Annotated in this window: 11 protein-coding genes; 5 read left to right on the top strand and 6 right to left on the bottom strand. The window is 39.1% G+C overall.

Annotated elements, in window-relative coordinates; all coding sequences use genetic code 11:
- Positions 1–70 precede the first annotated feature (70 nt).
- Positions 71–556 carry a DinB family protein gene (locus IEV74_RS10150; RefSeq protein WP_188455274.1) on the bottom strand — a complete coding sequence of 162 codons (486 nt, stop codon included), beginning with the start codon at positions 554–556 and terminating at the stop codon, positions 71–73.
- Positions 557–829: 273 nt separating this feature from the next.
- On the opposite strand from IEV74_RS10150, the gene IEV74_RS10145 reads away from it, so the two are divergent.
- The 3 genes from IEV74_RS10145 (at position 830) to IEV74_RS10135 (ending at position 3,917) form a co-directional block, all read left to right on the top strand.
- Positions 830–2,068 (top strand): hypothetical protein, encoded by a 1,239-nt coding sequence (locus IEV74_RS10145; protein WP_188455273.1) that lies wholly within the window; start codon positions 830–832, stop codon positions 2,066–2,068.
- A 75-nt stretch (positions 2,069–2,143) separates the two neighbouring features.
- Positions 2,144–2,332, top strand: a complete 189-nt coding sequence (yppF, locus tag IEV74_RS10140; RefSeq protein WP_188455272.1) for a YppF family protein — start codon at positions 2,144–2,146, stop codon at positions 2,330–2,332.
- A gap of 718 nt (positions 2,333–3,050) precedes the next feature.
- A complete protein-coding gene (locus IEV74_RS10135; RefSeq protein WP_188455271.1) occupies positions 3,051–3,917 on the top strand; it encodes an SDR family oxidoreductase in 867 nt (288 codons plus the stop codon).
- Positions 3,918–4,139: 222 nt separating this feature from the next.
- Here IEV74_RS10135 and IEV74_RS10130 read toward each other — a convergent pair whose 3' ends face one another.
- The 4 genes from IEV74_RS10130 to IEV74_RS10115 all read right to left on the bottom strand — a co-directional run bounded on the left by IEV74_RS10130 (position 4,140) and on the right by IEV74_RS10115 (position 8,802).
- Positions 4,140–5,624, bottom strand: a complete 1,485-nt coding sequence (locus IEV74_RS10130) for an alpha-amylase family glycosyl hydrolase (RefSeq protein ID WP_188455270.1) — start codon at positions 5,622–5,624, stop codon at positions 4,140–4,142.
- 119 nt (positions 5,625–5,743) lie between these two features.
- Positions 5,744–6,757, bottom strand: a complete 1,014-nt coding sequence (locus IEV74_RS10125) for an NAD(P)/FAD-dependent oxidoreductase (protein ID WP_188455269.1) — start codon at positions 6,755–6,757, stop codon at positions 5,744–5,746.
- Positions 6,758–6,772: 15 nt separating this feature from the next.
- Positions 6,773–7,789: a FecCD family ABC transporter permease gene (locus IEV74_RS10120; protein WP_188455268.1), complete on the bottom strand. Its 1,017-nt coding sequence runs from the start codon at positions 7,787–7,789 to the stop codon at positions 6,773–6,775.
- Positions 7,789–8,802, bottom strand: a complete 1,014-nt coding sequence (locus IEV74_RS10115; protein WP_188455267.1) for a FecCD family ABC transporter permease — start codon at positions 8,800–8,802, stop codon at positions 7,789–7,791. The genes IEV74_RS10120 and IEV74_RS10115 overlap by 1 nt, the downstream gene beginning before the upstream one ends.
- A 221-nt stretch (positions 8,803–9,023) precedes the next feature.
- Between IEV74_RS10115 and IEV74_RS10110 the strand changes: the two genes are divergently transcribed.
- Positions 9,024–9,989, top strand: a complete 966-nt coding sequence (locus tag IEV74_RS10110; RefSeq protein WP_188455266.1) for an ABC transporter substrate-binding protein — start codon at positions 9,024–9,026, stop codon at positions 9,987–9,989.
- 156 nt (positions 9,990–10,145) lie between these two features.
- Here the strand turns inward: IEV74_RS10110 and IEV74_RS10105 are convergent, their stop codons facing one another.
- Positions 10,146–10,520, bottom strand: a complete 375-nt coding sequence (locus IEV74_RS10105; RefSeq protein WP_188455265.1) for a YisL family protein — start codon at positions 10,518–10,520, stop codon at positions 10,146–10,148.
- A gap of 206 nt (positions 10,521–10,726) precedes the next feature.
- On the opposite strand from IEV74_RS10105, the gene IEV74_RS10100 reads away from it, so the two are divergent.
- Positions 10,727–11,923 (top strand): ornithine--oxo-acid transaminase, encoded by a 1,197-nt coding sequence (locus IEV74_RS10100; RefSeq protein WP_188455264.1) that lies wholly within the window; start codon positions 10,727–10,729, stop codon positions 11,921–11,923.
- Positions 11,924–12,043 lie beyond the last annotated feature (120 nt).

Raw genomic sequence — 12,043 nt, 5'->3', positions numbered from 1 at the left:
GGAAAAGAAAGAGACGCATGTGCCTGATTTATTTCAGCCATACGTTCTCTTTCTCTCCTTACACAAAACATTACCTGTTTGAAATAGTAAAAAGTCCTCGTCTAATTAAGTTAGCTGAAACCGGCTTTTTCCCGATTTCCCTGGCCCAGACAGACAACTGTCCAATATGATGAATTTCGTGGGCAATTACATGTCGCATTACCTCGCCCCATGCGTAAGTTTGAATTCCTCCATCTGGCAAACGATCTTCCAAGACACGATTCTCCATACTATTGTTCCAATTATGAACAAATTCTTCCACTTCTGGTCGAAATGCAGCATCTAACGCTCTGACTTTTTTCAGGCTGCGATATGACTCAAAGCTTTCCTGAAAATCATCCTTCCCTTGAAGAACACGAAAACAGCTCCATTCAACATCAGCAATGTGAAACAGAGTATTTAAAATCCCACCTACTCCACCTGTTCGGATATAAAGAAGTTCATCCTCCTCTACCTGCTCACACCAATGATACCATTCTTCTCTTACCATCCAATTGTAGCGAAACAATGTCTGCAATAGGATCCCTCCACACTATTATTTTTTTAGTATCACTTCCGTGAACCTGTTTTCAATGAAATTAAAATTAATATTTAAACTCATATAAAATCACTCCCTTTTAAAAGATTCAAAAAAGTAATTCATATTCCAGAATACCATATAGACACAATAATTTTCTCCAATCTGTCATATAAATGTTATATTTTTTTGACATTATGTCTTTTCCGCTTGCATCTTTTGTCCCATTTTACGAAAATAATAGATAGTTGGAATTAAGGAGGTATCAAACCGATGCCACGGCTTTTTGTTCATTTTACATTTTTATTATTTGCGATTACAGCGATATCAGGATTGTGGATGCGGTTTTACCCGTTTAACCCTGATACATCGCTTCCCTATACAAACGTCATGCATGGTCATTCACATTTAGCTATTTTAGGCTGGGCCTTTTTAGGAGCTTTCATTATTTTCTTATCTATCTTTTGGAAAACAATTAGACAAAAGAAACAAGCGAAAGTCGTTGCAATCGCACTATTTGTAACGTCATTTTTAATGTTTGGTGCGTTTGTATATCAAGGATACGGACTATACTCAATTATTATGTCAAGCCTGCACATTTTAGTAGAATATTGGGCGGCACTGTTTATTTACCGGGAATTAAACGGACAATTAGGTATACCAAAACCAGGTAAATATTTTATTAATGGCTCTTTACTGGCATTAGTCATCTCTTCGATTGGACCGTTTTCACTTGGTGTAATTGCAGCAAATGGACTTCGGGACAGCTATGTGTTTGATATGGCCATTTACTTTTATTTGCATTTCCAATACAATGGCTGGCTGTATTTATTTTTAATCGGCTTATTTATCATTGTCCTGCACCAAAAGCAAATTGTATTTAACCATTCTCTGCTGATAGCTGGATTTTGGATCTATTTCCTATCATTATTTCCCGGGTACTATTTATCCGTGCTTTGGGTTGAATTAGGAGGTCATAGCCAGGTACTTGCAACAATTGGCGGTATCGGTCAATGGATTGGCGTATTTGGTGTCATCATTGCATTTAAAGGAATTTGGGTACGTTTATATAGGAAATTTCATGATGTAACGGTTATATGTCTATGGATCACTTTTTTCTTATTAATTGTTAAAAGCACAATGGAACTTGGGTTAATTTCCCCAACAATGGCAAGTCTTGTGTATGAGACAAGAAGTGTGATCATTGGCTACCTGCATTTTTCATTGCTAGGGTTCGTCAGCACATTTATTTTAACGCAGTTTCAATTAATTGGGATTATTAATATGCGTAACCATCTAATGCAGGCAGGATTCCTAATCTTTTTTATCGGATTTGCTTTAAATGAATTATTTTTGTTCGGAAATGGATTTGCTCAGTGGTGCGGATTCAGCTCCATTCCGTTTATATCCCATGGCTTGCTGGGGGCAAGTGTCCTAATGGTCATTAGTATTGCAATCATATGGATTTCATTCATCATTACGAGGAAAAACGAATCGGTTAGCATAAACTAGCAAACTGCCTCATATATTTCAGAAAAACGAGCTTTTGGTACAAGTTTTTCAGGAAATATAGGAGGGAGATAGTCCATGCAGCTAACCGAATTAATCAAAGCCTATGAGCATGACCGCAAACGAAAATTCGAATCTATCAACCAGCTTCTCGACTTTTATCAAAACAAGTACATAGCTGGTGAAATTGATTTACTTGCTTACAGAGAAATATATAACTATTTAGACAAACAAGGTGCAAGATCCTCACATGAGTATATGTATTAGTTGGTAAGCAGCTGGAACGTGTAGTCAAAGAGAAATCCGAACTATGAATTCTTTTTATCAGTTCGGATTTTCTGCTTTGATTTTTCGTATTGCTTACTAATAATTATCCGTAGACTGCGACATAAGTATTACATTTTATGATGTTCTTCGATTCCGCAGCCCGTATACACTACGCTTTCCGTGGGCGGCTGATGAGCCTCCTCGTGCTGACGCACTCCGGGGTCTCACCGATGCCTCATCTCCCACAGGAGTCTCCGTGTATACGGGCTGCTAGTAAGTGTATTTATAACGTAATCATGATTTCTTAAAGATTATAGATACTTTATATTTAATAATTATAATCTATGCAAGTACCGATATATATTAATTCCACTTCACTAGTCCGGCATCGCTGCGGGCGGTGACTCCTGCTCAGAAAAGCACGAGTCCGAAGACACCAAAGAGTGGGTTTCTCGAGGAGACTGAGGCCGTGCCCTAAGGTGCGCATCCGCCCGCAGCGATCCCGGACGGCGACCCGAGAATATTACGTCGCAGTTTACGTCAAGTACGTATTAACATCCTTAGCGTTAAAAAATTATCGTCCCTTTCCCGTCATCGTTTATCTATCGAGCCAATCGTTTTAGTCATGTTCAGCCCCCTAATTTTTTGTATGTAAAAAGATTGAATCGTACTAATAAGGGAATGGATAATTATATACACAAATAGGAGGTTACTTTCGATGACACAAGAAAATCAAAAACAAACCCCACCGTCACAGAAACAGCAGAGACAGCCTGGAATAGAATCAAAAATGACCCCAGAGCCAGAGTTTATCAAGGAAAATTACCAGGGAAACAATAAATTAAAAAACAAAGTCGCGATTATAACCGGTGGAGATAGTGGAATAGGACGAGCAATCAGTGTTCATTATGCTAAGGAAGGTGCTGATATTGTCATTGTCTATTTAGATGAACATGATGACGCTAATGAGACAAAGCGAATAGTTGAACAGGAAGGCAGAACATGTTTATTAATTGACGGTGACATTGGCAACCAGGCTTTTTGTGAATCCGCCATCACCCAAACAATCGATCAATTTGGTAAAATCGATATTCTTGTTAATAACGCGGCTGAACAACACCCGCAAGCAGATTTTATGGATATTTCAAATGATCAGCTTGAGAAAACTTTTCGGACAAATATTTTTGGGGCATTTTATATGACAAAGGCTGTATTGCCGAATTTACTGGAAGGCAGCTCAATTATTAATACGTCTTCCATTACAGCATATCAAGGTAATAAAGACCTGATTGATTATTCAGCAACTAAGGGCGCTATAACAAGCTTTACCCGTTCTTTATCACAATCTTTAGTTTCTCAAGGAATTCGGGTAAATGCTGTGGCACCTGGACCGATATGGACTCCGCTAATACCATCAACCTTTACCAAGGAAAAGGTCGATGAATTTGGGGGAAATACACCAATGAAACGATATGGGAACCCCAGTGAATTAGGTCCGGCTTACGTCTATTTGGCAAGTGAGGATGCTAGCTATATCACCGGACAGATGATTCATGTAAATGGCGGGATGATTGTGAATGGGTGAATCCCCTTATATGTACCAATACGAAAGGGGCTGTGAATCGCAGTTCCTTTTATAATGGGCGAAACTTCAGCGCCTCCTCCAACGATATGCAGCAAAATTTCTTTCCAGTGTGTCTCAAATTATTAAACGTAGAACTTTATATGTATTTCCAACAAAAAAATCACACGCGATTTTACTGCACGTGTGAATAGGATGTTTCTTTTTAAATTCATAAAACATTTATCACAAAGGCTTTTGATCTCTTCTCCGCTGTTTCAGGCTCAACATGATAATAAACAAAACAAAGATTAAAAATACACCTACTATCATGCCTATATACACCCAATTTAGACCAGTATCCTTCTCAGTAATATATATTTCAACCGATTCCCTATCGACACCGATTTTATACTTCTCATCATCATTTTTGCGAACAATGTCATCACCAATTAAACCGGTTAGCTGCATTCCTTCAGGGACATCTTCTACTAGAACCGACCTGGTTTTAACATCATTATTGATGGCTATAAACATTGTTTCATTGTCATCATAGCGCTTAAATACACTCATTGCACCATTAGAATCCACAAGTTCAAATTTGCCATGGGACAGCACAGGAAATTGCGTACGGATTGCAGCAATTTTATTGAAAAAATCGTGTAAATCCGGATCACTATTATTGAATTGCACTAATTGCTGAACTTCTTCCTGTGTATCCCCATCCATCGGTATTTCCGACCCCTGATAAATTAGCGGTACACCTGGAGTCGTATACAGATAAGCCAATGCCAGCTTCCAGGTTGTTAACGGATTTTGCCCACTTTCCACAATCTTTCTAGTAAATCGATCTGTAAATTTATTGTCAATATAGACCAGGCCCGTTCGTTTCCCGCTTTCTTCCCACTTTTTATAAATATCTGAAGGTGGCGTACCAACATTCGTTAATACGTTGACCATTGCTTCTTGCAGTGGTGCATATTCGACTAATGGAATACCAGCATCTAAATATTCCTCTGTTAGTTTGTCAGGATTTAATACAGTCCCGGTCAAATAAATAGTTGGTTTCACTTCTTTTACATGATTAACAAATTCTTTTAAAAACGTTATGGAGGATTGCTCAATTGCATGCAGCTGAAACCCATCAATATCTGTTTCGTTCAACCAAAAATCTGCTGCTTCCAACAGCATTTTCTTTACATCTTCATTTTCCTGATTTAGGGTAACAGCACCATCCAGCCACAAAGCGTCTGTAGTGGTATTGGATTTAGTTTTACTAGAATCGTCTGCAAATGGATGGTCTTCTGATACGTAATTTGGCACGAATTCAAGGATAACCTTTATACCCTTCTCATGTGCCTCATTGACTAACTTTCTAACATCTTCTAATGTACCGAATTCTTCTTCTACTTTAAAAAAGTCCTCAATCCAATAACCATGATACCCGTTTGGGGAGTTTTCCATAATGGAGGATAGGGATATTGTCGTAAACCCTAGTTCTTTTATGTAATCCAACTTATCAATAATCCCTTGAATGTCTCCTCCGTGGTAAGCATTTGGATCGTCAATATCAACCTGTTTATCACGAGAGCGATCAATATTGTTAAATCGGTCAACAAAAATTGAATAGATGACCTGTTCTTTCACCCCATCTGCTTCCTCAGCGTGTATTGATGTTGCGGAGCCGAGCAGCAGGAAAATTATTAGCACAAGTGTTACAAGCTTCTTCATACATGTTCCTCCAGATTTTTATTCATCTCTGTCTATTATTACCGTTTCTATCTATTAGTCAATGATCTCCGTAATATTGTTGAAAATACTTCATAAATTAAGCTAAACCTGCAAAAGGTTTAGCTATTTTCCTGAAAGGTTTCCATATTTGTAGAAAATAATGCCTTTAATTCCTCATTTGGTGCTATATGCAGCTTAGCACTGTTTATTGCTATTGGTCCTTCATTAAATCCACCGGCGATTAAATGGAGCTTGTTTTGGTAGTTTGCAATGTCCCCTACCGCAAAAATCCCCGGTATCGAAGTTTGCATCGTACTGTCAACCTTTATTGTTCCGTCAATCATGTCACATCCCCATTCAGCAATATCACCAAGATCGATCGCAAAACCATGGTTGACAATTAGATGATCAAGGGAAATTGTTTTTTGATCATTTGCTTCTGTATTTTCAATTAGCACACTAGATATATTTTCCCTTTCTCCTGCCAGATTCACAATTTTGTATGGTGTAATCACGTTGACAGATGAATTTTTCATTTTCGATATATTGCTTTCTATTCCGGAAAACGTGTTTTTCCGATAAATCAGAGTTACCTCCTCAGCAATCGATTCCAGTTCATTTGCCCAATCAATCGCAGAATTACCGCCACCGGAGATAACTACCCTTTTCCCGCTAAACTGTTCAAGATTGCGCACAGTATAATGCAGATTACCGTTTTCATAGTTATCGGCTCCCGGAATATCTAACTTGGTCGTTTTTAAACTTCCAAATCCTGTTGCTAAAATAATCGTTCGGCTATAATGCTCTTCTCCGTCATTTGTCCGTATAATAAAATTTCCATTGTCTAATTGCTGAAGTGTTGTCACTTGCCTTCCTAACACTACTGTTGGATCAAATGTCTTCGCCTGCTCAATTAACTGCTCGGTAAATTCATCACCGGAAACCGAGGGAATTCCTCCAACGTCACGAATCATCTTCTCGGGGTAAAAATACGAGACCTTCCCGCCTAAAAATGGCAGGTATTCTATTATTTTCGTTTTCATTTCCCGCATTCCACTGTAAAACGCGGTAAACAATCCAACTGGTCCCCCGCCAACGATTGTAACGTCATACAGTTCTAATTGCTTGTCCATATATAATCAGCCTTTCTATTTCGTCTTCATCAATAAGTACACAAAATACGGTGTACTTAAAATGGCAACAACAATACCAACTGGGATTTCGCTCGGCGCAAGTATGTTTTTTCCAATAACGTCTGCTGAAATGAGCAATAATGCACCGATGAGTGTCGAAATTGGAATAATTCGTTGATGAGTCGGACCTACAATTCTCCGTGCAATATGCGGAACGACTAAGCCTAGAAATGCTATTCCACCACCTGCAGCAACACATGCTCCAGCAATCGCCACTGCTAACAATAAGAGCATTCTGCGTTCACGTTCAACCTTTGACCCTAATCCAGCTGCTACATCATCACCTAGATTTAGCACATTTAAACTATGCGCCTTATGCAAGGTATATGGAATTAAAATCAAAATCCAAGGTAACAGCGCTAAAACAAAACCCCAGTTTGCACTCCATATATCCCCAGCTAGCCATACCGTCGCCTGCCTGAAATCCTGTGGGTCCATTTTCAGCTGAAAAATGATAAGTGCTGCACTAAACCCTGCATTAACCCCGATCCCAACCAATATTAATCGGATTGGATTAACACCATCTTTCCATGCCAGTGTATAGATAAGAGCTGCTGCAACTATTGCGCCTATTAAAGCAAATAATGGCATGATGAACGCCGATATAGTGCTTGTCATGGAAAGTGTGTCCTGGAAGAAATAGATAAACAATACGACTGCAAGACCTGCTCCTGTATTTATTCCTAAGATCCCAGGGTCTGCAAGGTCATTTTGCGTTACCCCCTGTAAAATTACCCCAGACACCGCAAGACCTGCTCCGATTAATAAAGCAAGCACAATACCCGGTAATCGGAAATCGAATACAATTAACTCCTGCTTTTCTGTACCAAATTGGAAGATTGTTTTCACTACGTCGATTGGCGAGATCGGAATAGCGCCAGTACTCAAACTAACAAAAAACATCATAATGATAGCCACAATTAGCAGAAAAATGATCGAAACATATCGTTTAATTCCATGCTGTTTGCTCATCATTTACCACCTCCACTGCCACGTGCTAAATACAGGAAGAATGGTACACCAATTAAAGAAGTAATTGCACCAACAGGCGTTTCAAATGGCGCATTAACCAATCTCGCAACAACATCTGACAGAACTAATAATAGTGCACCCAATAGCGCGGACGACGGGACAATCCAGCGATAATCCGTTCCCATAATAAATCGTGTAATATGTGGAATGATAAGTCCAACAAATCCAACCGTACCCGCAATGGAAACAGCAGCACCTGTTAAAATGAGTACGGTAATTATTCCAAGTGCCTTAATGAGAAGATTATTTTGCCCAAGTCCTGTTGACACATCTTCACCAAGGCTAAGCACTGTTATGGACCGGGAAATAATCAGAGCCAGGAGCATCCCGGCCCCGCCAGTAATAAGCAGAATATAAACGGACGTCCAATTTGTCCCGGATAATCCGCCTGCAAACCAGAAGCTCATGTCTTTTTCCAGCTGAAAATGCAAGGAAATGACAGAGGAAATGGAACTAAGCATTGTTCCTATTGCAACACCTGCGAGCGCAAGTTTTGCTGGTGTTAATCCACTGGTCGAAAAGGAACCTACCATAAAAACCAGAACGACAGCAATCCCTGCACCGACAAATGAAGCAAATGTTAATCCTAAATTTGATACACCTGGAAAAAAAGCAAGCATAATTACTAATGTGAAGGCCGCACCATCCGTAACCCCCATAATGGATGGTGAAGCTAATGGATTTCGAGTCATCCCTTGCATAATAGCACCGGAAACAGCTAAAAATGCGCCTACTAGTGCAGCCGCAAACGCTCTTGGCAACCGTAATTCCTGAATCACCTGATGTGTGGACAGGTCGGGATCAAACGAAACAATCGCCTGCCAAACGGTCGATAGTTTTATTTCAACGGCACCATATGAAACGGACAAGGCAATTGAAAAAAGTAATGCTATAATTGCGATACCATTAATGAGTAATTTAAGTATCCTTGAATGATTAATGTAAGATATCATGATATTCCCCTGACTAGCAACTACTCTATATGTTTCATTATGTAGTCCAATTGATTAAGAATGATTATCATTTAAAATTATAATGGTAAATAGGACTCACTGCAATCTTTTCTAATTTAACTTGCCACATTTAGGGGATTTTTTGAAAATATATTGACACTTCAACTGAAAATGATTATCATTACCATTGATAAAGGAATTTTACAAAAGGAGAAGTACATATGAAAACTAAATCACGTTTTATAATGATAGCCATACTTTTCGTTTTAGCACTTATCGTTTCAGCTTGTGGAAATGATGATACGAAGTCAGGGTATTCAGATGAAAAAGCGGAAAGTGGCGGCAATTCAGAAGTCACAATCGATAGCAAAATGGGAGAAGTAACCATTCCAGCAGATGTGGAACGTGTCCTTGCCCCCTATCATGAAGATGCATTGCTGGCACTTGGTGTAACCCCAGTTGCGAAATGGGCAATCGGTACCAGTGTTCAGGATTATTTAGAACCGCAGCTAGAGGATGTGCCATCAATCGAATGGAATCTTCCACTTGAAAAGGTTCTTGAAAAAACACCGGAATTAATTATTCTAGAAAGTAATCTTGACAGCTATGAAGGATCTGTAGAAGATTATCAAAAAATTGCAGATGCTACTTACGTTATGACGGAAGAAGTAACAGACAACTGGCGCAAACAGGTTGAATTATTTGGTAAAATGCTAGGAAAAGAAGAAAAAGCCGAAGAAGTGTTAACAAGCTATGATGAAAAAGTTGCCAATGCTAAGAAAAAACTTAGTGAATCAATAGGTGATGAAACAATTGCAGCAATCTGGGTTGCTGGAGATCAGTTTTACTTATTTGAACAAAATCGCCATAGTGCGGAGGTACTTTATTCCGAGCTCGGCATCAACCAGCCGGAATTTGTGAAAAGCTTAGGTGAAGCGGACTTAACACAATGGAATGCCCTTTCCATGGAAAAACTATCTGAACTGAAGGCTGATCATATTTTCTTGCTTGCTCTTGAAGGTGAACAAGGAATTGAAACACTGAAGAATAGTAAGGTATGGCAAAGTATACCTGCTGCCAAGAACGACCATGTATATATCATGAACGACCCTAGCTTTTGGACGAATAAAGGTCTTATTGCTTCAGAAAAAACAATTGATGCAGTAGTAGATACGTTAGTTAAATAAGATAGATTGCAAAAAAACAGGCTTCTGATCGATTTGATCAGAAGCCTGTTTTTTAAAATCCCTTTGGTTTGGTGTACGTTGATTGCTATGTTGCATTATTTGTATGTGTTAATTTGTTCATTCCTGTTGATTAAATGTTGCGCTGTTTTTAGCTGTTTACTTGAACAGTAATAACCCAAGCGGCAACCGGCCAAAACCTAGAATCAATGTTAGCAGCACCGCAATTACTAACTGGATCCACCAGCCTTTTGTTGCTTCATTTCTTCCCATTTTGATACTGATCATTTCCATTGCGAAGATTGCCCAGATACCTGCAAGACCTTTAAAAATGGCCTCTCCCATCATTGGGCTTGCACCAAAATAATTTGCAAGCAATGAACCACCTGAATATAAAATCAATAAATAATCCAGGCGTAATATCATTTGTACAATTTTAGCGCCTTTTGCTTTACCTTGCTTATGTAAAATAACAACGACAATAAATAAGATAAATGCAAGCGCCCACGCAGTTATGTGTAAATGTGTATTCATCGAATAGCTCCTCCTATCTCATTCCTAGCTTATACAATGCTTAAGTTTTCTTTTGTATACTAACGCTATAATACCATGTCCTGCATAGAATTCATATGAAAATTATATGAACACTGAGTATGGGAAGTAAAACGAACTAAAAACTGTTATAATAAATGTATATTGCATTTTTCAACTCAAATTTTATTGATTTTCGGAGGGATACTATGTCACAAAACAGTCAGCAAATTATTGATCAAACACAGGAGTATGGTGCGAAAAATTATCATCCGCTTCCTGTTGTTATAGCGAAAGCAGAAGGTGTTTGGGTAGAGGACCCTGAAGGCAACCGCTACATGGATATGTTAAGTGCATATTCCGCAGTTAACCAAGGCCATCGCCACCCCAAAATTATTGATGCATTAAAAAAACAAGCCGATGCCGTAACACTAACTTCACGCGCCTTTCATAATGATCAGCTTGGACCGTGGTATGAAAAAATTTGTAAATTAACTAACAAGGAAGCAGCATTACCAATGAATACTGGTGCTGAAGCGGTTGAAACTGCCTTTAAAGCCGCTAGAAGATGGGCATACGATGTAAAAGGTGTGGCAGAAAATAAGGCAGAAATTATTGCATGTGAAGGGAATTTCCATGGCAGAACAATGACAGCGGTTTCGTTATCATCAGAAGCTGAATACCAACGCGGATTCGGACCAATGCTGCCAGGAATTAAATTAATCCCATATGGTGATATCGACGCATTAAAAGCAGCCATCACCGAAAACACTGCCGGCTTTTTATTTGAACCGATCCAAGGTGAAGCCGGGATCGTTATGCCTCCTGAAGGATTTTTGAAAGAGGCGTATGACATATGTAAAGAAAATAATGTACTTTATATCGCCGATGAAATTCAAGCGGGGCTTGCCAGAACTGGAAAGATGTTCGCTTGCGACTGGGAGGACGTAACTCCTGACATTTTAATTTTAGGGAAAGCACTAGGCGGCGGTGTTATGCCAATATCCTGTATCGTAGCTAATAAAGACATTCTTGGCGTATTTAACCCGGGATCACACGGGTCAACATTCGGGGGGAATCCATTGGCATGTGCTGTATCGGTTGCTTCTTTAGAGGTATTAGAAGAGGAGAATTTAGCTGATCGTTCACTTGAGCTTGGAAACTATATGATGGATGAATTAAGGAAAATCGATAATCCAGCAATCAAAGAAGTTCGCGGCAAAGGATTATTCATTGGTGTGGAGCTTACTGAAGCAGCACGTCCATATTGTGAAGCATTAAAAGAACGTGGATTATTATGCAAAGAAACACACGAAAATGTGATTCGTTTTGCGCCTCCATTAGTTATTGAGAAAGATGACCTGGATTGGGCTATTGACCATATTAAAGCAGTGTTAAAAAAATAATATCACAGACAATGGCACCGCGTATGAAGCGGTGTCATTTGTTCATTTTTAAATCGTGTGATCAATGCTGGTTAATTCAAACACCTAAGACACCATGACTTAATATGCACAAAAGGCCCA

This window comes from Virgibacillus oceani (assembly GCF_014638995.1).
Taxonomy (GTDB): Bacteria; Bacillota; Bacilli; order Bacillales; family Amphibacillaceae; genus Virgibacillus_E; species Virgibacillus_E oceani.
Note: the sequence above shows the minus strand (reverse complement) of the source record. Positions and strands in the feature narration are given on the sequence as shown.

Bases quoted from the DNA above. Each gene is read 5' to 3' on its own strand.
- IEV74_RS10110 (WP_188455266.1), top strand. From the start codon at position 9,024: ATGAAAACTAAATCACGTTTTATAATGATAGCCATACTTTTCGTTTTA.
- IEV74_RS10100 (WP_188455264.1), top strand. From the start codon at position 10,727: ATGTCACAAAACAGTCAGCAAATTATTGATCAAACACAGGAGTATGGT.
- IEV74_RS10120 (WP_188455268.1), bottom strand. From the start codon at position 7,789: ATGAGCAAACAGCATGGAATTAAACGATATGTTTCGATCATTTTTCTG.
- IEV74_RS10145 (WP_188455273.1), top strand. From the start codon at position 830: ATGCCACGGCTTTTTGTTCATTTTACATTTTTATTATTTGCGATTACA.
- IEV74_RS10130 (WP_188455270.1), bottom strand. From the start codon at position 5,624: ATGAAGAAGCTTGTAACACTTGTGCTAATAATTTTCCTGCTGCTCGGC.
- IEV74_RS10135 (WP_188455271.1), top strand. From the start codon at position 3,051: ATGACACAAGAAAATCAAAAACAAACCCCACCGTCACAGAAACAGCAG.
- IEV74_RS10105 (WP_188455265.1), bottom strand. From the start codon at position 10,520: ATGAATACACATTTACACATAACTGCGTGGGCGCTTGCATTTATCTTA.
- IEV74_RS10115 (WP_188455267.1), bottom strand. From the start codon at position 8,802: ATGATATCTTACATTAATCATTCAAGGATACTTAAATTACTCATTAAT.
- yppF (WP_188455272.1), top strand. From the start codon at position 2,144: ATGCAGCTAACCGAATTAATCAAAGCCTATGAGCATGACCGCAAACGA.
- IEV74_RS10125 (WP_188455269.1), bottom strand. From the start codon at position 6,757: ATGGACAAGCAATTAGAACTGTATGACGTTACAATCGTTGGCGGGGGA.